The organism is Saccharothrix texasensis, assembly GCF_003752005.1.
Classification (GTDB): domain Bacteria; phylum Actinomycetota; class Actinomycetes; order Mycobacteriales; family Pseudonocardiaceae; genus Actinosynnema; species Actinosynnema texasense.
Map to the genome: position 1 here is coordinate 7,211,808 of NZ_RJKM01000001.1, position 17,656 is coordinate 7,229,463.

Sequence of the window (17,656 nt, forward strand, 5' to 3'; positions counted from 1 at the left end):
CCGGCGGGCTCAGCCCAGCTTCTCGTCGCGGACCAGGACGCCGTCCGCGTCCCACTCCTTGACGTGCAGCGGCCAGCCGTTGGCGGAGAACGTGCGGTGCGCGGCGAGCTTGCCGTCGGGGTGCCACTCGTGCCACTCGCCGACGGCCATGCCCATGTGGTTCTCGCCCCGCGACTTCACCTGGCCACCGGGGTAGTACTCCTCCTGCGGGCCGTTCGGGATGCCGTCGTAGTACGTGGTGAGTTCCAGCAGCTCGCCGTCCTCGCCCCGGTACTCCGCCTCACCGGTGAACGGCCCGTCGTCGTGCATGACCCGCTGGGTGTCGTCCACGTAGGTCTCGGACTCGTCGATGCGCATCGTCATTCCGCCACTGGAGGTATCAGGTTCGCCTTCGAGCGGTAGTCGAACGGCGCGTACTGGAGCCTACCGCTGTAGCTGCCGACGTCCCTCAGGATGACGCTGCAGTTGCCGCACGCCGGGCCGGGGTCGCCGACGTCGCCGGTCTTCACCTTCACGCCGTCGGCGTCCTTGCGCAGCTGCTCCTGGAGGTTGCGCGGGTCGAAGCGCATGTCCTGCAACGCCTCGCGGGGCAGCGGCGGCGGTGTCGAACCCGGTCCGTGCTGCTCGAACCAGTCCCGCTCGTGCTGCTGCTGCCGCGCCCACAGCAGTTCGTTGACCGCCTTCACCTCGGCGTGGCGCAACGGCTGGTCCGGGTGCACCTGTCCTTGGAGGACCCAGTCCTGCAGCAGGTCGTCGCCGTTCTCGTCCTTGAGGTGCCCCGGCCCGTCCGGGTTCTTGACCGGCGCCTGCTTCACCTGGTCGGGGCCGTCCATGATCGGGTGCTCCCACACGTCCATGTCGCGGTAGTTCTCCCGCAGCAAGGGGTGCAGGTTCTTGGGCGCGATGAGGTCGGCGGTCTTGCCGTTGACGCCCTCGGTGACCAACCCGGTCCGCAGGTCGACCGCGACCGCCACGTACGGGCCGTTCGCCCGTCCCGCGCGCCCGCCGTGGTTGGCGGCCCGGGACTCGGCCAGCTCGCCGACGTACTGCTTGACGGGCTTCCCGTCGACCGTCTCGATCCGCCCGTCCCTCGTCGTCACCCGGGTGGTGTCGGTGACGTCGATCCGCTCCAGCACCGCGCCGCGCGACCGGTCGGGCAGGTGGCCCGACTCCGGTGCGTTCGGTGTCGGTGACGGCGGCTCGGCCGGTGGGAACTCCGTGGGGTCGCGCGGAGTCGTGGCCGTCGGCGGCTTGTGCTCCTCGTCCGGGGCGCCCCGGTCGCGGGCGTCGTCGGGTCCGGTGTGGTCGGCCTTGTCGGCGTCGTCGGTGCCGGGCGCGTAGCCGTCGTCGCCGGTTCTGGCGGTGGTGCCGTCGGGGTGGTGGGTGTTCCACTCGCCGTTGGGCGGGACGCGGGGCCGGCGGTTGCCGTCGGGGCCGATCTCGGCGTCGCTGGTGTAGACGCGGCCGTTGGTGTCGGTCCAGGCGGGTTTGGTGGGTGCGAGGACGTCCGCGCCGGTGTGGCGGGACAGGCGGTTGGCGAAGTCGTTGCTGCCGGCGTCGCAGCCGATGAGGCGGATGGGGGTCTTGCCGTCCCAGCCGTTGCGGCGCAACAGGTCGCCGTACTGCTCGGGGGTGTAGGTGTGGTTGCCGATCCTCGCCCGGCCGTCGGGGGTGACGTGGACGTCGGCGGTGAAGTAGCGCGGGTCGGGTGGGACGCGGTGCGGCAGGTCGCCCATGTCGCCGTCGCCCCGGTGGTGCGAGATGCCGGCGGGGGTGGTCTCACCGTGCCGGGCGTGCGCCTCGTCGATGCTCGGCTGGTCGCCGTCGGGCCGGGTGGGGTCGAGGCCGTCGCCGTCCGGTGTGGCGCTGTCCGGTGTGGCGCTGTCCGGGGTGGGCGAGTCCGCGTGCGGGTCGGGGTCGCGGTGGGGCGGGGTCCACGCGTCCGGGTCGCGGCGCTGGGAGGGGATGCCGTCCTGGTCGCGGCGCGGCGGCTGCGCGTCCGGGTCCCGGCGGGGCGCGGGCGTGGACGAGTCGGGGTGCCGCTGGAGCGGCGGGCCGTCGGGCCGGTTCGGGGCGTGCGGCGCCGGGCCGTCGCCGCCTCGGGGGCGGGCGAAGTCCGGGCTGCCGTCGCGCTGGTGCGGCGCGCCCGCCGGACCCCGGTTGGGCGGCCCGTTGTTCGGGTTGTGCTGGGACGGCGTGGTGTGCGGCGGGTTGGTGTGCGCCGGGTTGGTGTGCGCCGGTCCGTTCGGCGAGTGCGGCGCGGAGGGGTTCGCGGGCCCGGTGCGCGGTGGGCCCTGGTGCGGTGAGCCTTGATGCGGTGGGCCCTGGTGCGGTGGATTCTGGTGCGGTGGATTCTGGTGCGGTGGATTCTGGTGCGGTGGGCCCTGATGCGGTGGGCCGGCCTGCGCGGGGTTGGTGTGGGTCGGACCCGCGTGGGTCGGTCCGGCGTGCGACGGGTTGGTGCCCGAAGGCCCGCGTGACGAGGGCGAGAGGTTCTCGGGGCCGCGTGCGGCCGGGATGCCGGAGTGGGCGTCGCCTCGGCTGCCGGGCGTGCCGGTCCAGCCGCCGCCGCTGCCCGGACGTGCGCCGCCACCGGGTGCGCCGCCCGGAGATCCACCACCCGGCGAGCCGGCGGGCGGAGCGCCGCCCGCGCTGCCGGGGCCGGGCTGGTTGGACTGCGGGGCAGTGGTGTTCGGGTTGCCGGCGGAGGGGCCACCGGAGTGGGGCTGGTCCGGGCGTGCCGGCGCCTCAGGGGCGGCGGCGGTGGCCGCGGACGTCTGGTCGAAGCGGTGCGGTGGGGTCGTCGGATTAGGCGAACCGCCACCGGGCGATCCGCCGCCGCTGGGACCGCCACCGCCAACAGGGCCGCCACCACTCGGGCCGCCACCACTCGGGCCGCCGCCGCCGCCGTTCGGGCTGGGGCCGCCGCTACCGCTGTAGCTCCCCGGCGCGGGCCGGCCGTCCGGTCCGCCCCGGTGTTCGCCGATGGGGGCGTTGCCGCCGGGCGCGGGCCGGCCGCCCGGTCCGCCCCGATGTTCGCCGACGGGGGAGTTGCCGCCCGGTCCGCCTCGGTGCTCGCCGACCGGCGAGGTGCCGCGTGGCGCGGTGTTGCCCGGGGTGGTGTTCCCCGGAGCCGGGCTGCCCGGTCCGGGCGTGGCTCCGCGCGGGAGGTCGTGCTCCGGTCCGCCCGGGTCGCGGCCGGGGCGGGGGGACGACGGGGGCAGGTCGGCCGGGTCGCCGCGACCGGGCCGGGAGGTGGGGGGTGCGTCGGCGGTGGTGCTGCCGGAGGTGGAAGTGGTGTCACCCGGCCGGTTCGACGGCGGTGCGCTGTCCGATGTGGACGAAGTGCCGGTGCCACTGGTGCCCGTGCCGCTGGTGCCGGAGGGGCTGGTGTCCGGGCTGCCGGACGGCGCGTCGATGTCGGCGCGCCCGGTCTGCAGGAAGCCGCCCTTCTTGATGTTGCTCGGGTCCAGCACGTCCAGGCCGGTGACCTTGCCGGCCAGCTTGCCGACCACCTTCATGATCTTCTCGAAGACCTCGACCAGACGCTTGAGCATCGGCGAGACCTTCTTGATGGTGTTCAGCAGGTCCTGGACGATCTTGGCGATCTTCGCGGCCCACTTCGAGATCGCGGTCACGGCCTGCGCCACGATCACCGGCGTCCCGAACCCCAGCGAGAACACCGCTTCCAGCACCCACGCGATGAGCTTGCCCACCAGGTCGGCGATCAGGTCGCGCACCATCTCGCGCACGAACCCCACGACCATGCCCATCAGGCCCACGACCGTGCCGACGGTCCCCGCCGCCGACGCCGCGCCCGTCAGCGCGTCACCGTGCACCTCGGAGTTGGTCCGGTAGGTCTCCGCCGCCGACCCGGTCCACCCCTCGGTGCCCCGCCGCACACCCGCGCCGTACTCCTCGGCGATCTTGCCCAGCTCCTCGGCGACGTTGTTCCACGTCGTCGAGTACGACTCGATCACCGGCGGGTTCCCGGCCAGCCAGTCCAGCATCTCCTTCAACGGCTGCATGTGTTCCATCAGGAACGCCGCGGCCGAGGACAACAGCGTGCCGAACGGGTCGATGGCCATCGCGGCGGCGTCCGCGGCCAGCCCGACCATGCCCAGGCCGGCCTCGACCCAGTTGCCGTCCTTGATCCCGTTGAACGTGTCCATCGCCGACTCCGCGATGGAGATGCCGGTCGCCCACCCGTTGTCGCCGGTGCCCGCGTTGAAGAACGAGCCCGACTCCGCGGGCGGCGCCTCGACGAGGGGGTTCTCGCCCGCCATCAGTCACCGGCCTTGAAGCTGTCGCGGATCGCCTCTTCCATCTCGCGGTACTGGTCGACGGTGTCCTTCACCGCTTTCCCGGCGGCGTCCATCGCCTCCACCGCGCCCTGCAACGCGTCCAGCCCGTACTGCTCGACCGGGTCGAGCATCATCCGGAACGGTTGGCAGAGGATGCCGTAAGCGTCGGTGGGCATGCTCACGGTCTTGGCCGCGTCCACCGCGCCCTGCAACCGCGCGCCCAGGTCGTCCAGCTGCCTGCTGTGCGCCTCGAGCGTGTCCGCGACGATCTCGAAACCGGCCATGCGATCCCCCTGGAAAGCGTGCTACGAAAGGAAGGACTGTCCGCCGAAGTCGTCGTCCTCGTCCGACCTGCGCGGTGGCCTGCGCGACGGGGGCGGCGTGGCCGGCGGTGGGGCGGACGGCGGCCCCGGACGCTGGGAAGGTCGCGCGGGCGAGTCGTCGTCCTCGATGCCGAAGCGCATCTCACGGCCTGCCGGCGGCGGCGTGGGCTCTTCGTGCGGCGGGGTGGGGAAGTTGCGCTTGGCCTCGTTGAACAGCACGTTGGCCGTCTCGTCCTGCGTGCCGATGGTCTCGGCCATGGCCTGCTGGAGCAGCTCCGGGATGCGCGCCTGCGCGCGTTGCAGCGTCCTCATCACCTCGGCCGACACCTCGGCCATCCGCTTGTCCCGCGCGGACTCGGCGATCTCCAGGGTGGTCAGGATGCCGTTCGAGCCGATGGTGAGCTTCACCGAGCCGTCGCGAGAGGCCTCGGAGATGGTCATGCCCTGCACGCGGGCGGCCATCTGCTGGTAGCGCTCGGCCTTCTGCTCGATGCTCTGCTGCCACTGGCCGAGCATCCGCTCGGACGCGCCGATGTCCTCGGGCACGGCGGCTCTCCCCCTCGAAGATGACGCGCGGTTGGTGCGTTCAGGATGACGCAACGGTGAACGGCCCGGTTCCGCTCCCGGTCGAATGCTCCGAACGGAGCAGGGGGCGAAACCGGGCCGTGCCGGCACTAGTTCACGCCGAGCAGGTCCACCACGAAGATCAGCGTCTCGCCGGGCTTGATCACGCCGCCCGCGCCGCGGTCGCCGTAGCCCAGGTGCGCCGGGATGACCAGCTTGCGCCGGCCGCCGACCTTCATGCCCGCGACGCCGCGGTCCCAGCCGGCGATGACGCGGCCGCCGCCCAGCGGGAAGCTGAACGCCTCGCCGCGGTCCCAGGAGGCGTCGAACTGCTCGCCGGTCGAGTGCGACACACCGACGTAGTGCACGTGCACGAGCTGACCGGGGGCCGCCTCGGGCCCGTCGCCGACGGTGATGTCCTCGATCACCAGGTCGGCGGGCGCGGCGCCCTCGTACGGCTCGACCTCGGGCTTGCTCGGGGCCATTTGACTCTCCTGTGGTCGCTCCACCCCCGGACGCGGGGGTGTTGGGCAATCGGTCCGGACCTACTCAATCATGTCGACCCCGGTGCGTCCGATCGGCCTACGCCCGAGCCGCGACCGGGCCCGGACCGCGACCCGGACCGCGACCTGCGGCCGCGGCCGGGTCGGAACCGTGACCGGGGCGGAACCGGGGCCGCGCAACCTTTTGCCCGACCCGTCCCGTCCTGGGTGCATGAGGCGATGGTCCTGGGGTACGCGTGCGGCGCTGTTCGGCGGCGCGGCGCTGGTGGTGGGGGTGAGCGCGGCCTCCGCCGTGCCCACCGAGGCGGAGGACTGGCGGGTCGTGCCGCCGATCGAGGCCGTGCCGGTGGAGCTGGTGGCGTTCGACACGTGCGAGACCGCGCTGGCCGGGCTGCGGGAGGCGATCGCGCCGCACGTCGGCGTGTACGGGCTGGGCGGTCACCGCTACCTGACCAAGGCCGACGGCGACGTCGCGATGGAGAGCCAGGTCGACGCGCGGGCGGGCAGCGCGCAGCGCGACTCCGCCGCCGTGCCCGAGCACTCGAAGACCAACGCGCACGAAGCGGGCGTGGACGAGCCGGACCTGGTCAAGACCGACGGCAGGCGGGTCGTGACGGTGGCCGACGGCAAGCTCCGCGTGCTGGACGTCGCCACCCGGCGGCTCACCGGCACGCTGGACGTGCCCGCGGGCCACTCCACCCAACTGCTGCTGCACGAGGACCGCGCGCTGCTCATCGGCGCCGGGCAGGGCCTGGCGGGCCGGGGGATCGTGGCCGACGGCCCGGCGGAGGTGTACGCGGAGGACTCGTCGGTGACGTTGGTCGACCTGTCCGGCGCGCCGCGGATCCTGGGCACGCTGACCGTGGACGGCCGGTACGTGGACGCGCGGCAGGTCGGCGGTGTGGTGCGGGTGGTCGTGCACTCGGGGCCGCGGCTGCCCTGGGTGTACCCGACGGACACCCGCGGCGAGGCGGAGTCCCTGATCGCGAACCGGGAGCTCGTCGCCACCGCGCCGATCGAGGCGTGGCTGCCGCGCTACGAGCTGTCCGACGCCGGCGGCGCGCGCTCGGAGGGCACGCTGGTGGCGTGCGACCGGGTCAGCCACCCGGAGGAGCACTCGGCCACGTCCATGCTGTCCGTGCTGACGTTCGACTTCCCGGGCGAGCTCGGCAGCGGCGACGCGGTGACGATCATGGCCGACGGTGACGCGGTGTACGGCACCGGCACGTCGCTGTACGTGGCCGACGACCACCACCTGCGGCCGATGACGAGGTTCGCGCCGACCACGTCCGCGTCCACGGCGATCCACCAGTTCGACGTGTCGCAGCCGGGTCCGCCGAAGCACGTGGCGTCCGGGCGGGTCATGGGCACGCTGCTCAACCAGTACTCGCTGTCGGAGCACCAAGGGCACCTGCGGGTCGCGACGACGACCGGTGACGCGCCGGGCATCCCCGAGCAGGCCCCCGTGACGCAGAGCGCGGTGACCGTGCTCAAGCGGGACGGCGCGACGCTCGCCCAGGTCGGGAAGGTCGACGGGCTCGGCGTCGGCGAGCGGATCTACAGCGTCCGGTTCGCCGGGCCGGTCGGGTACGTGGTGACGTTCCGGCAGGTCGACCCGCTCTACACGCTGGACCTGTCCGACCCGGCGAACCCGCGCCGGGTGGGCGAGCTGAAGATCACCGGCTACTCGGCGTACCTGCACCCCGCCGGCGACGGGAAGCTGATCGGCGTCGGCCAGGAGGCCACGGAGCGGGGCCGGACCACCGGCACTCAGGTGTCGCTGTTCGACGTGTCGGACCCGGCGAAGCCTGCCAAGGTCGCGGGCCACCACCTGCCCGGCGCGAGCTCGGAGGTCGAGTTCGACCCGCACGCGTTCCTGCACTGGCCTGCCCGCGACCTGGTGGTGCTGCCGGTGACCGGGTCGGGCGCGGGCGAGCCGGCGGCCACGTCGAGCGGGCTGCTGGTGCTGCGGCTGGGCGACGCCGCGTTCTCCGCGCTGGGCACGGTCCGGCACGAGCAGTCGGCCTACGACCCGGGCATCCGCCGGGCGCTGGTGATCGGCGACGACCTGTGGACGGTGTCGGCCGCGGGCGTCGGGGTCGACCGGATCGACGGGTTGGCGCGGCAGGCGTGGGTGCCGTTCACCTGATCTGGTCGTGGAGCAGGCGGTGCGCGAGGACCGTGCCGCCCGCCATCGCCGCCGGCAGCACCACCAGCGCGGCCAGCGGGATCAGGCACAGCAGGTAGGTCGGCACGGCGAAGCCGAGCGTGACCGCGCGCCGCTTGCGCAGCGTGCGCCGGCGCACGTCGAGCTTGAGGCCGCGCCGGGTGAACGGGATGGCGGTCAGCTCGATCGCCAGCAGCGACGCGTTGACGAGCACCGCGACCACCGGCACCGCGGTCTGGCCGACGACCGGGATGAACCCGGCGGCGAACAGCGGGATGGCGAACAGGATCGCGATGCCGACGAGCAGGACCGCGTCGCGCGCGCCGACCGCCGCCGACCTGAGCCAGCTCACCTGCTCGGCCTCGGGCACGCCGCCGAGGTGGGTGTCCTCGACGGTCTCCGCGATGTGCTCGTAGAACGGTCCGCCGATGATCAGCGTGATCGCGGTGAACAGCAGCAGTCCGATCGCGACGAACGCGCCGATGATCGAGAACCCGGCGGCGAAGCGGGTGGCCGCGCGCAGGCCGTCGTTCCAGTCGTCGGCGAACGGCGTGACCCAGGTGGCGATCTCGTCGATCCACACCGCGAGCCCGATCACGCCGCCGATCAGCAGCACGGTCGTGAGCAACGCCGGCACGGCCCCGATGAGCAGCAGTTTCGGCGAGCGGAACACCAGCGAGAAACCCTGGCCGAGCAGTCCGACACCGGTCGAGAAGTCCCTCAGCACCCTGATCACCGGCGGAGCATATCCGCGGTGCGGGCCGCGAAGTCGCGAAACGGTGCTCGCGCGGTCCTGGGAGCGGTGCCAGACTGCTGGTCTCTGGGGAGAGGACGTTCCGCCATGGCACTGGACCACACCGAGCCCGTCCTGCTCGTGCGCAAGCGCGGCGACCTCGTCGGCGAGTGGGAGCGGAGCTGCCACCTGGCGCCGCTGCCCGACGACGGCACGCGGTCGACGCTGCTGACGCTGTGCGGTGAGCGGCTCGACATGGACGCGGCGGAGCTGCTGCCCGAACCCGAGGGCATGCCCTGCGTGGCGTGCCTGCTCTCGGTGCCACCGGCCCGCGGCTGAACCCGGCGCCGCCGGTCCGTCGCGCGTCGCGCCGATCGTCCACCCGGGACGGCCCCCGCACCCGGCGGGGGCCGTGATCCTCAGCGACGGCGGCGGAAGCTCAACGCCCGCGCGCCGGCGCCGACGCCGGCCAGGTGCAGCGCCACGCACAGCAGGCCGGCCGTGAGCAGCGTCCCGCCGTCCAGCACGGAGCCGAGCGAAACGTTCGCCAGGTCGAGCAGGAGGGCGAGGCCGAAGATGACCGCGGCGATGATCGCGAACACGGGAAACCTCCAAGGTGGAGTGGGTGATCACGAGTTACCCCAGGGGGGAGTCCGCCAAGCGCGCGTTCGGCCCAACTTCGAGGCCCGAGCAGGTCAACGGGCCCGTGTCCGGCAGGTCGATCCGGTGGAAGCCGAGCCGGTCGGCCACGGCGTGTCCGCGGTGCCGACGACGTAGCCGACCACGCGTCCGCCGTCGTCCGCCCCGCGCACTCAGCCGTCGCCGACCGAGTCCCGGTCCGCTCCCCGACAAGGCCTGACGCGCACGTCACGAACCGCCGGTCAGCCGCGGCACGCCCACACCCGACTCCGCCCAGGCCACCAGGCCCGCCACGTCCACCCCGTGCGGCGGGTCGTCGCGGTACGGCGCGATGTTGCGGGCGCCCCGGCTGAGCAGCGCCGAAGCGCCGGACGCGTTGCCGCGCGCGGCGTGGGTCGCGCCCACGGCCAGCTGCGCCAGGCCGCGCCACAGCTCCCGCTCGGGCTCGGGCGCGGCCTTCCACGCGTCCTCCAGCACCTCGTGCGCGTGGAAGGGCCGGCCGAGGTCGAGCAGGCGTTGCGCTTCGACGAGCGACTCCTCGGGCGTGCGCGGCACGCCTTCGGGCTGCCGCTCGACGCCGGGCAGCCCGTAGGGCAGCGGGCGGCCGAGCCCGTCACGGGGGCGCGCGTTGCGGGCTCGGCCCTGGTCGTCGCGGTCGCGTGGGCTGGTCGGCACGCCTTGATCGTGTCACGAACCACGCTGCCGCGAAACGGCGCGGCTCGACTCCCGAGCGACCCGGAGAACCTCAGGTGCTTGCCCGACGGGTCGCGGAACGCGCAGTCGCGCACCCCGGAAGGTGACCGCGCCCAGCGACCCCTTGGCCGTCAGCTCCGCCATCGCGGTCGCGTGCGACCGCGAGCTGAACGAGCCCAGCGACGTGCCGCCGACCTCCACCCACACCTCCGTGACGCTGAGGGCCCGGGTCCGGCGCAGGTGGGCCGGTTCTTCCGGTCGCACGATCACCGCCTCCCACGGCGATACTGGCGTGGTGCCCGGATCGGACTGGGTCCTGCACGTCGACCTCGACCAGTTCATCGCGGCGGTCGAGGTGGCGCGCCGGCCCGAGTTGCGCGGCAGGCCCGTGGTCGTCGGCGGCGCGGGCGACCCGACGCTGCGCGCCGTGGTGGCGACCGCGTCCTACGAGGCGAGGGAGTTCGGCGTCCACTCGGGGATGCCGTTGCGGCTGGCGAAGAAGCGCTGCCCGGACGCGGTGTTCCTGCCGTCCGACCCGCCCGCCTACGAAGAGGTGTCCGCGCACGTGATGGACGTGCTGCGGGAGCTGCCCGCGGTGGTCGAGGTGCTCGGCTGGGACGAGGCGTTCCTGGGCGCGCGCACCGACGACCCGGAGGCGTTGGCCGACGCGGCGCGCCGTGCGGTGAAGGCGGCGACGGGGCTGGAGTGCTCGGTCGGCATCGGCGACAACAAGCTGCGCGCCAAGCTCGCCACCGGGTTCGCCAAGCCCGCCGGCGTGTACCGGCTGACCAGGGACAACTGGGTGGAGGTGATGGCCGGGCGGCCGGTGACCGCGTTGTGGGGCATCGGGTCGCGGACCGCGGCCAAGCTCGCGGAGCTGGGCATCGGCACGGTGGCCGGGCTGGCGCGGGCCGAGCCGGCGGCGCTGGCGGCGCGGTTCGGCCCGGCGACGGGGCCGCACCTGCGGCGGTTGGCGCTGGGCGCGGGCGACACCGACGTGACCGCGACGCCGTGGGTCGCCAAGTCCCGCAGCCGGGAGACGACGTTCCAGCGGGACCTGACCGACCCGGAGGAGATCCGGCAGGAGGTCCGGCTGCTCGCGCGGCGGGTGGTCGAGGACGTGCGGGCGGAAGGGCGGCCCGCGACGCGCGTGGTGGTGAAGGTGCGGTTCGTGCCGTTCTCCACCCGCACGCGGGGTGTGTCGTTGGCGGAGCCGACGATGGAGGTCGACCGGATCGAGGACGCGGCCGTGGCGGCGCTGGCAAGATTCGACGGCACACGCGCCGTGCGCCTGCTGGGGGTGCGGGCCGAGTTCGCCGGAGGGCCACCGTGACGAAAGTGGTGTTGAACGGTTCCGTGTCGCTCGACGGCTACAGCGCCGGGCCGAACGTGGGCGAGGAGCACCCGATGGGCGAGGGCGGCGAACGGCTGCACGAGTGGATGTTCGCCGAGGGCTCGGACGGCGACGCGCCGTTCGCGGCGACGGTCGGCGCGGTCGTGCTGGGCAGGCGGACGTTCGACCTGGGGCTGCCGCACTGGGGTGACACGCCGTTCCCGGTGCCGAGCTTCGTGCTGACCCACGAGCCGCGCCCGCCGTTGGCGATGAAGTCGGCGGCGTTCACGTTCGTCACCGACGGTCCGCGGAGCGCGGTCGAGCAGGCCCGTGCGGCGGCGGGGGACCGGGACGTGCTGGTCATGGCCGCCGCGGAGTCGGCGCGGCACGTGCTGCGCGCCGGGCTGGTCGACGAGATCCGGCTCCAGCTGGTGCCCGTGCTGCTCGGCGGGGGCTCGCGGCTGCTGGACGGGCTCCGGCCCACCGAGCTGGAGCGGGTCGGGACGACCGAGGCGGACGACGTGGTGCACCTGCGGTTCCGCGTCCTGCGGTGATCCCCGGGCGGGGCCCGGCCGCCGCGTGCCGGCCGCCGTCGTGCGCGCGCCGCGTCACCGCGCCGAAGCGGTGATGCCCTCCAGCACGGTGTAGAGCCGGGCGGCGGTGGCCGGGTCGAACTCCGGCCTGCCGGGGTCGATCGGCGTGCCCGCGCGGGACGCGGTGAACGGCACGGCGGGCGGGTCGGCCAGGAACCGGTGGACCTGGTCCGCCGCGTCGGCCGTCGACCGGGCGAACCACCCGGCCACCACGTCCAGCGCCCGGCCGCGCAGCCCCCCGACCTGCGCGCCCAGCCCGCTGTCCACGAACATCGGGTTGTGCAGCACGTACCGGACCGCGCTGCCCGGGTGGCGGTCGGCGAAACCGGCCCCGAGCAGGTCCGCCGCCCGCGCGCCCTGGCTGACCGCCCGGAACGCCCGGAACCCGCGGCTCAGCGCGAGGTCGTCCCACTGGATGCCCGGCCCCTTCAGCCCGGCCACGCCGCACAGGCTCACCACCACCGGCGCGGCCGACCGCTCCAGGACCGGCAGCAGCCGTTCCACCAAGGCGAACCGGCTCACCGCGTAGAGCGCGAACGAGTGCTCCAAGCCGTCGGCGGTGACCTCGCGGCGGCGGGTGTACCGGCCCGCGCCCAGCACGAGGTGGTCGACCACGTCGAACCGCGACGCCACCTCCTCGGCCACCGCGGCGGTGCCGGCGATCGTGCTCAGGTCGCCCCGGACCAGCTCGACCCCCTCCGGCGCGGCGGCCGACCGGCCCACCACCGCGACGCGGTGCCCCTCGCGCGCCAGTCGTGCCGCCAAGCTCCGGCCGATGCCGTTCGTGCCGCCCGTGATCACCGCGTTCGCCATAACCTGGAGCTTGCAACGCGGCGCGACGACCCGAAAGAAGGCACATCCATGTCCCTGGTCCCGGTGCCGGTCACGACCGCCGACCGCGCCGCCTGCCCGGTGTCCGACCTGCTGAGCAGGGTCGGCGACAAGTGGAGCCTGCTGGTGCTGGCGCTGCTCGCCGAACGGTCCTACGGCTTCAACGAGCTGGACCGCGCGGTGCACGGGCTGAGCCGCCGCATCCTCACCCGCACCCTGCGGGCCCTGGAGCGCGACGGCCTCGTCAGCCGGGAGGAGCGACCGGGCAAGGCCGCCGGCGTGACGTACGCGGCGACCGCGCTCGGCCGTTCCATGCTGGACCTCGTCGTCCCCTTGGGACAGTGGGTGCTGCGGCACGAGGACGAGATCGAGGCCGCGCGATCGGCCTACGACAACGCAGCCAGCACCCGACGCGCGGTGTCCACACTGGACTGAGGGTTCTGGCCGGTGACCAGGTTGCCGTCCACGACGACCGTGCTGGACCACGCCGCGCCCGGTTGCGGCGCCGCGCCCAGCTCGCGCAACCGCGTCTCCAGGGAGTACGGCACGGCCAGGCCGCCCTGGCGTTCCTCCTCGTCGGTGAACACCGCCAGCCGCCGCCCGGCGAACGCGAACGAGCCGTCCTCGCGCACCGCCGCCAGCAGCCCGGCCGGTCCGTGGCACAGCGCGCCGACGACCTTGCCCGCGTCGTCGAACGCCACCAGCAGCCGGCCGAGGTCCGCGTCGAACGCCAGGTCCGCCATCGGGCCGTGCCCGCCGGGCAGCAGCACCCCGTCGTAGTCGGCCACGTCGACGTCCGCCAGCCGCAGCGGCGCCGCCAGCTCGTCGTCGATCGACGCCAGGAACTCGCCGAAGCCGTCGGTCAGGCTGACCGGGTCCACCGTCGGCCGCACGCCGCCCGGCGTGGCGATGTCCACCCGCGCGCCCGCGTCCCGCAGCACGCGCACCGACTCGACCACCTCCTCCGCCCAGAAGCCGGTGGGGTGGCTCGACCCGTCGGCCAGCACCAACTCGTCGGCCGCCGAGACGACCACCAGAACCCTGCTCATCGTTCATTCCTCCCGTGAAGTCCGGCACTGCTCGCGACAACGACCACCTCATCACGTTTCATCCGTTACCGTTCGGCTGGTCATAAGCGTTCTTATAGCTCTGGAGTTGCGCGGTGGCCGACCTCGACCTGCTGTCCACGTTCGTGGAGATCTACCGGTCCGGCTCGCTGACCGCCGCCGCCCAGCGGCGCGGCCTCACCCAGCCCGCGGTGAGCGGGCACCTGGCCCGGCTGGAGCGGGAGCTGGGCGAGCCGCTGTTCACGCGCTCCAGCCGCGGCGTCACGCCGACCGCGCGGGCCGACGCGCTGGCCCGCCGGGTCGGCGCGCACGTGGACGAGCTGCGATCGGCGCTGTCCGAGGTGGACGACCGGGAGGCGTACGCGGGCGTCGTGCACGTGGCGGGCGCGGTGGAGGTGATGGCGGCCCGGGTGCTGCCCGCGCTGGCGCCGCTGACCACGCGCGGGCTGCGGCTGCGGGTCACCCTCGGCCTGGCCGACGACCTGCTCGCGGCGCTGGTCAACGCCAGGCTGGACCTGGTGGTGTCCGCGGTGCGGCCGGTGGACCGCGCGGTGGTCGCGACGCCGTTCGTGGACGAGGAGTTCGTGCTGGTCGGCGCGCCGACGTTGGTCCGCACGATCGACCGCGCGCTGCTGGCGGCCGACCCGGTGCGGGCGTTGGCGCACCTGCCGCTGGTCGCGTACGCGGAGGAGCTGCCGATCGTGCGGCGGTACTGGCGCAGCGAGTTCGGCCGCCGCCCGCCCAACCCGGTCGCGGTGGTCGTGCCGGACCTGCGGGCGGTGCTGGCGGCGGTGGTCGCGGGCGCCGGCGTGTCGGCGCTGCCGCGGTACCTGGCCGACCCGGCGCTCGCGGCGGGGTCGGTGGAACCGGCGCACCAGGCGGCCGTGCCGCCGTTGAACACGTTGTACCTGGCCACCCGGGTCGGCGGGCTGGCGAACCCGTCGGTGGCGCTGGTGCACGGCCACCTGATGGCCCGGTCGCGGGAGTGGGGCGTGCTGTGACGTCCCGGCACGCCCCACTCCCCGCGAGGGTCAGACGCCGGCGATGGACTGGATCCAGGACCGGTAGCGCGTCACGTTGGTGTAGGCGGTGGTGGTCTGCCGGTCGCTGGTGGACGCGACGCCGACCTGCGCGCCGCCCGCCATCATCGGGCCGCCCGAGTCGCCGCCGGCGGTGATGCCGTCACCGCGCCGGGCGCAGATCGCGTTGCCGCCGTAGGCGTCGGTGCAGCCGCTGGTGACGATCACGTTGGCGACCTTCAAGTACTGCGACTGGCAGTTGATCTCCGAGCCGCACTGGGACGTCGCGCCCCAGCCGTAGACCTGCACGGTCTGGCCCACGGTGACCGAACCCGGCTGGCCGAGCCGGGCGTAGGTCGCGGACACGGAGCGGTCGAGCCGGACCAGCGCGAGGTCCGACGAGTGGGTGTGGGTCTGCACGCCGTTGGCCACCGTGCCGCCGGACGTCTGGTCGAGGCTGCCGATGCGGAACGACAGCCCGCCGCCGCTGACGCAGTGCTTCGCGGTCAGGATCCACGTGGGCGCGATGATGGTCGCGCTGCACGTCTGCCTGCCGTTGGAGAACAGCCGGGCCGCCCACGGGGCGTTGCTCGCGTAGCCGCCGCCGATGATGTACGGCGTCACGCCGCCCCCCGCCGTCGCCGGCGCGGCCGACGCCGACGGGGCGAGGGACAGCAGGGAGAGCAACGCGGCTGCGAGCGCAGGGATCAACCTGGTGATTCGCAAGGTGTTCCTCGATTCCGAAGACACGCGATCGCTCGCGCACAGGGATGTCTTGGGTCACGAGATTCGTACCACCCGACCGGGTGAAAAGGGATATATCGAATCAGTCATAAACGCGCGCTATACGGTGGACGACATGCTCGTCGAACTGGCCATCGGGGACGCCTACGGCGCGGGCTTCGAGTACGCCGACCCCGCGCTCGTGACCAGCCACAACACCCTCGCCGGATACGTCCGGCACCCCAGGCGCACCGGTATCCGCCCCGGCTCGTACACGGACGACACGCAGATGACGCTGGCGTTGGCGGAACTGCGGGTCTCCGGCGCGCCGTGGACGCCCGAGTCGGTGGCGTCGGCGTTCGTGACCGCGTTCCACCGCGACCCGCGCGAGGGTTATGCGCGGGGTTTCCAGGCTTTCCTGGAGGGCGTGCGCACCGGCGCGGAGTTCCTGGCCCGCATCCGGCCCGACAGCGACAAGAGCGGCGCGGCGATGCGCGCCGCCCCCGCCGGGCTGCTGCCGACCGTGGCCGACGTGCTGCACCACACCGACGTGCAGGCCAAGGTCACCCACGACACGCCGGACGGTGTCGCGTCGGCGCGGGCGGCGGCGTTGGCGGTGCACTACTGCCACCACGGGCTGGGGCCGGTGGCGGAGGTCGGCTCGTGGATCGCCGGGCAGCTCGGCTCCGACGCGTGGGCGCGGCCGTGGCGGGGCGAGGTCGGGTCGAAGGGCGTGATGAGCGTGCGCGCCGCGGTGACCGCGTTGGCCGAGGGCGGCTCGCTGAGCTCGGTGCTGCGGGCGTGCGTCGCCTTCACCGGTGACGTGGACACGGTCGCGACGGTCGCGCTGGCCGCCGCGTCGCGGTCCGCCGAGATCCGCGCCGACCTGCCCCCGGTGCTGGTGGACGGGCTGGAGAACGGGCCGTACGGCCGCGACCACCTGGCCCGGGTGGACGCTCAGCTGCTGCGGTAGCGGCCGAGCAGCTCGGCGACCCGGTCCGCCGGCCACGGGCGGACGTCGCCGAACGTGGCCGCGAAGAACAGCTCCAGGTGCACGTGCCAGACCGCGAGCGCCCTCGGCGCGAACGCCGGGTCCGCGAGCGCGTGCGTCAGCTCGACCGTCGTGCCCCGGTCGGGGTCGTGCCGGAACTCCCAGCGCACCCGGCCGGTCGGCGAGTCGAACACCAGCACGCGCGGCGGCGTCCGCTCGACCAGCGGGCCGGCCGGCACGTGCGGGTTGGTCGCGCGGGCGGGCACGCCGTCCTCGCCCTCGGTGAGCAGCGCCCACACCTCGTCCAGCGGACGCCAGACGAGGTCGCGGACGAACCGCACCACGCCGTCGTCCAGCCGGCCCTGGTCCAGCCCGAACTCGCGGACGTAGTGCTCCATCGGCCCGCGCAGGTCCGTCGGCGGCTCGAACGGGCGGTCGGCGAGCCGCGCCCGCAGACCGGCGAGGCAGGTGTCCCAACCGGCGGCGTTGCGCCCCGCGCCGTGCTCGTCGCCGAGGACGTGCGTGAACACCAGCAGGCAGCCGCGCTCGTGCGGCAGCAGTTCGAACCGCAGCACGTCGGTGTGCCAGCGGAAGGCGAACACCTTCGGCGGGTCGGACTCCAGCACCTCGCCGGTGGTGACCTGGTCGGGGAAGGAGAACGTCATCTCCCGCCCGTCGATCGCCACCGCCGCCGGGAACCAGTGCGCCAGCTCGGCCGGCTCGGTGACCGCCCGCCACACCAGGGCCGGCGGGTGGGCGAGCACCCGTTCGAACCTCAGCACGGGCTTGCCGTCGATCCGTCGCAGTTCGGTGCTCACGAGTCCATCCCGTCCAGTCGGCGTGCCAGCGCGTCCAGGCTGTCCTCCCACATCCGCCGGTACGGCGCGAGCCAGGCGTCGACCTCGGCCAGCGGTCCCGGCCGCAGCCGGTAGAGCCGCCGCTGGGCGTCCCGCCTGACCTCGACCAGCCCGGCCTCGCGCAGCACCTTCAGGTGCTTGGACACCGTCGGCTGGCTCACCGACAGGCCGTCGACCAGGTCGTTGACCGGCCGCTCGCCGTCGCGCAGCACGTCGAGGATGCGGCGTCGCTGCGGATCGGCGAGCACCGCGAAAGTAGATGCCATGACAGGAATATAGCTCGCACGGCATATAACCTGTCAACCGGGCGGTTAGG

General features: G+C 73.9%; 20 protein-coding genes. 7 read left to right on the forward strand and 13 right to left on the reverse strand.

The window, feature by feature from the left end; genetic code table 11:
• Positions 1-9: 9 nt before the first annotated feature.
• The 5 genes from EDD40_RS32350 to EDD40_RS32370 form a co-directional block, all read right to left on the reverse strand.
• Positions 10-363 (reverse strand): toxin-antitoxin system YwqK family antitoxin, encoded by a 354-nt coding sequence (locus EDD40_RS32350; RefSeq protein WP_123746291.1) that lies wholly within the window; start codon positions 361-363, stop codon positions 10-12.
• On the reverse strand, positions 360-4,286 hold the full coding sequence (locus EDD40_RS42035) for a hypothetical protein (RefSeq protein ID WP_170185268.1): 3,927 nt from the start codon (positions 4,284-4,286) through the stop codon (positions 360-362). Before EDD40_RS42035 ends, EDD40_RS32350 begins: the two co-directional genes overlap by 4 nt.
• The gene (locus tag EDD40_RS32360; RefSeq protein WP_123746292.1) at positions 4,286-4,588 is read right to left on the reverse strand and encodes a type VII secretion target; all 303 of its coding nucleotides are present in this window, start codon (positions 4,586-4,588) and stop codon (positions 4,286-4,288) included. The genes EDD40_RS42035 and EDD40_RS32360 overlap by 1 nt, the downstream gene beginning before the upstream one ends.
• 21 nt (positions 4,589-4,609) lie before the next feature.
• Positions 4,610-5,173 carry a YbaB/EbfC family nucleoid-associated protein gene (locus tag EDD40_RS32365; RefSeq protein ID WP_123746293.1) on the reverse strand — a complete coding sequence of 188 codons (564 nt, stop codon included), beginning with the start codon at positions 5,171-5,173 and terminating at the stop codon, positions 4,610-4,612.
• Positions 5,174-5,301: 128 nt separating this feature from the next.
• The gene (locus EDD40_RS32370; protein WP_123746294.1) at positions 5,302-5,676 is read right to left on the reverse strand and encodes an FKBP-type peptidyl-prolyl cis-trans isomerase; all 375 of its coding nucleotides are present in this window, start codon (positions 5,674-5,676) and stop codon (positions 5,302-5,304) included.
• 229 nt (positions 5,677-5,905) lie between these two features.
• Here EDD40_RS32370 and EDD40_RS32375 point away from each other — a divergent pair, with 229 nt between their 5' ends.
• Positions 5,906-7,843, forward strand: coding sequence for a beta-propeller domain-containing protein (locus EDD40_RS32375; RefSeq protein ID WP_148088968.1), 1,938 nt, complete (start codon positions 5,906-5,908; stop codon positions 7,841-7,843).
• Here the strand turns inward: EDD40_RS32375 and EDD40_RS32380 are convergent.
• On the reverse strand, positions 7,836-8,588 hold the full coding sequence (locus EDD40_RS32380; RefSeq protein WP_123748441.1) for an EI24 domain-containing protein: 753 nt from the start codon (positions 8,586-8,588) through the stop codon (positions 7,836-7,838). The genes EDD40_RS32375 and EDD40_RS32380 overlap by 8 nt on opposite strands.
• Positions 8,589-8,702: 114 nt before the next feature.
• On the opposite strand from EDD40_RS32380, the gene EDD40_RS32385 reads away from it, so the two are divergent.
• Positions 8,703-8,933 (forward strand): hypothetical protein, encoded by a 231-nt coding sequence (locus tag EDD40_RS32385; RefSeq protein WP_123746296.1) that lies wholly within the window; start codon positions 8,703-8,705, stop codon positions 8,931-8,933.
• 80 nt (positions 8,934-9,013) lie between these two features.
• Here the strand turns inward: EDD40_RS32385 and EDD40_RS32390 are convergent, their stop codons facing one another.
• Together EDD40_RS32390 and EDD40_RS32395 are read right to left on the reverse strand one after the other, a co-directional pair.
• On the reverse strand, positions 9,014-9,196 hold the full coding sequence (locus EDD40_RS32390; protein ID WP_123746297.1) for a hypothetical protein: 183 nt from the start codon (positions 9,194-9,196) through the stop codon (positions 9,014-9,016).
• 265 nt (positions 9,197-9,461) lie between these two features.
• Complete coding sequence (locus EDD40_RS32395; RefSeq protein ID WP_123746298.1) at positions 9,462-9,908, reverse strand: DUF309 domain-containing protein; 447 nt, start codon at positions 9,906-9,908, stop codon at positions 9,462-9,464.
• A gap of 313 nt (positions 9,909-10,221) precedes the next feature.
• Between EDD40_RS32395 and EDD40_RS32400 the strand changes: the two genes are divergently transcribed.
• Positions 10,222-11,259: a DNA polymerase IV gene (locus EDD40_RS32400; protein ID WP_123748442.1), complete on the forward strand. Its 1,038-nt coding sequence runs from the start codon at positions 10,222-10,224 to the stop codon at positions 11,257-11,259.
• Between the two features lie 5 nt (positions 11,260-11,264).
• Positions 11,265-11,813 carry a dihydrofolate reductase family protein gene (locus tag EDD40_RS32405; protein WP_246037969.1) on the forward strand — a complete coding sequence of 183 codons (549 nt, stop codon included), beginning with the start codon at positions 11,265-11,267 and terminating at the stop codon, positions 11,811-11,813.
• A gap of 54 nt (positions 11,814-11,867) precedes the next feature.
• Here the strand turns inward: EDD40_RS32405 and EDD40_RS32410 are convergent, their stop codons facing one another.
• Complete coding sequence (locus EDD40_RS32410; protein WP_123746300.1) at positions 11,868-12,665, reverse strand: SDR family NAD(P)-dependent oxidoreductase; 798 nt, start codon at positions 12,663-12,665, stop codon at positions 11,868-11,870.
• Positions 12,666-12,713: 48 nt separating this feature from the next.
• On the opposite strand from EDD40_RS32410, the gene EDD40_RS32415 reads away from it, so the two are divergent.
• On the forward strand, positions 12,714-13,118 hold the full coding sequence (locus tag EDD40_RS32415; protein WP_123746301.1) for a winged helix-turn-helix transcriptional regulator: 405 nt from the start codon (positions 12,714-12,716) through the stop codon (positions 13,116-13,118).
• Here EDD40_RS32415 and EDD40_RS32420 read toward each other — a convergent pair.
• Complete coding sequence (locus EDD40_RS32420; protein WP_123746302.1) at positions 13,070-13,732, reverse strand: type 1 glutamine amidotransferase domain-containing protein; 663 nt, start codon at positions 13,730-13,732, stop codon at positions 13,070-13,072. The genes EDD40_RS32415 and EDD40_RS32420 overlap by 49 nt on opposite strands.
• Positions 13,733-13,845: 113 nt before the next feature.
• Here EDD40_RS32420 and EDD40_RS32425 point away from each other — a divergent pair, with 113 nt between their 5' ends.
• Positions 13,846-14,751, forward strand: a complete 906-nt coding sequence (locus tag EDD40_RS32425; RefSeq protein ID WP_123746303.1) for a LysR family transcriptional regulator — start codon at positions 13,846-13,848, stop codon at positions 14,749-14,751.
• 30 nt (positions 14,752-14,781) lie between these two features.
• Here EDD40_RS32425 and EDD40_RS32430 read toward each other — a convergent pair whose 3' ends face one another.
• Positions 14,782-15,495 carry a S1 family peptidase gene (locus EDD40_RS32430; RefSeq protein WP_123746304.1) on the reverse strand — a complete coding sequence of 238 codons (714 nt, stop codon included), beginning with the start codon at positions 15,493-15,495 and terminating at the stop codon, positions 14,782-14,784.
• Positions 15,496-15,628: 133 nt separating this feature from the next.
• Between EDD40_RS32430 and EDD40_RS32435 the strand changes: the two genes are divergently transcribed.
• Positions 15,629-16,465 carry an ADP-ribosylglycohydrolase family protein gene (locus EDD40_RS32435; RefSeq protein ID WP_123748443.1) on the forward strand — a complete coding sequence of 279 codons (837 nt, stop codon included), beginning with the start codon at positions 15,629-15,631 and terminating at the stop codon, positions 16,463-16,465.
• Here EDD40_RS32435 and EDD40_RS32440 read toward each other — a convergent pair.
• Both EDD40_RS32440 and EDD40_RS32445 read right to left on the reverse strand, forming a co-directional pair.
• Positions 16,450-17,301: an SRPBCC family protein gene (locus EDD40_RS32440; RefSeq protein WP_123746305.1), complete on the reverse strand. Its 852-nt coding sequence runs from the start codon at positions 17,299-17,301 to the stop codon at positions 16,450-16,452. The two genes, EDD40_RS32435 and EDD40_RS32440, sit on opposite strands and share 16 nt — an antisense overlap.
• Positions 17,298-17,606 carry an ArsR/SmtB family transcription factor gene (locus EDD40_RS32445; RefSeq protein WP_123746306.1) on the reverse strand — a complete coding sequence of 103 codons (309 nt, stop codon included), beginning with the start codon at positions 17,604-17,606 and terminating at the stop codon, positions 17,298-17,300. Before EDD40_RS32445 ends, EDD40_RS32440 begins: the two co-directional genes overlap by 4 nt.
• Positions 17,607-17,656: the final 50 nt, after the last annotated feature.

Coding starts and splice junctions, on each gene's coding strand:
- EDD40_RS32350 (WP_123746291.1), bottom strand. CDS start 363: ATGACGATGCGCATCGACGAGTCCGAGACCTACGTGGACGACACCCAG.
- EDD40_RS42035 (WP_170185268.1), bottom strand. CDS start 4,286: ATGGCGGGCGAGAACCCCCTCGTCGAGGCGCCGCCCGCGGAGTCGGGC.
- EDD40_RS32360 (WP_123746292.1), bottom strand. CDS start 4,588: ATGGCCGGTTTCGAGATCGTCGCGGACACGCTCGAGGCGCACAGCAGG.
- EDD40_RS32370 (WP_123746294.1), bottom strand. CDS start 5,676: ATGGCCCCGAGCAAGCCCGAGGTCGAGCCGTACGAGGGCGCCGCGCCC.
- EDD40_RS32375 (WP_148088968.1), top strand. CDS start 5,906: ATGAGGCGATGGTCCTGGGGTACGCGTGCGGCGCTGTTCGGCGGCGCG.
- EDD40_RS32385 (WP_123746296.1), top strand. CDS start 8,703: ATGGCACTGGACCACACCGAGCCCGTCCTGCTCGTGCGCAAGCGCGGC.
- EDD40_RS32410 (WP_123746300.1), bottom strand. CDS start 12,665: ATGGCGAACGCGGTGATCACGGGCGGCACGAACGGCATCGGCCGGAGC.
- EDD40_RS32415 (WP_123746301.1), top strand. CDS start 12,714: ATGTCCCTGGTCCCGGTGCCGGTCACGACCGCCGACCGCGCCGCCTGC.
- EDD40_RS32420 (WP_123746302.1), bottom strand. CDS start 13,732: ATGAGCAGGGTTCTGGTGGTCGTCTCGGCGGCCGACGAGTTGGTGCTG.
- EDD40_RS32435 (WP_123748443.1), top strand. CDS start 15,629: ATGCTCGTCGAACTGGCCATCGGGGACGCCTACGGCGCGGGCTTCGAG.
- EDD40_RS32445 (WP_123746306.1), bottom strand. CDS start 17,606: ATGGCATCTACTTTCGCGGTGCTCGCCGATCCGCAGCGACGCCGCATC.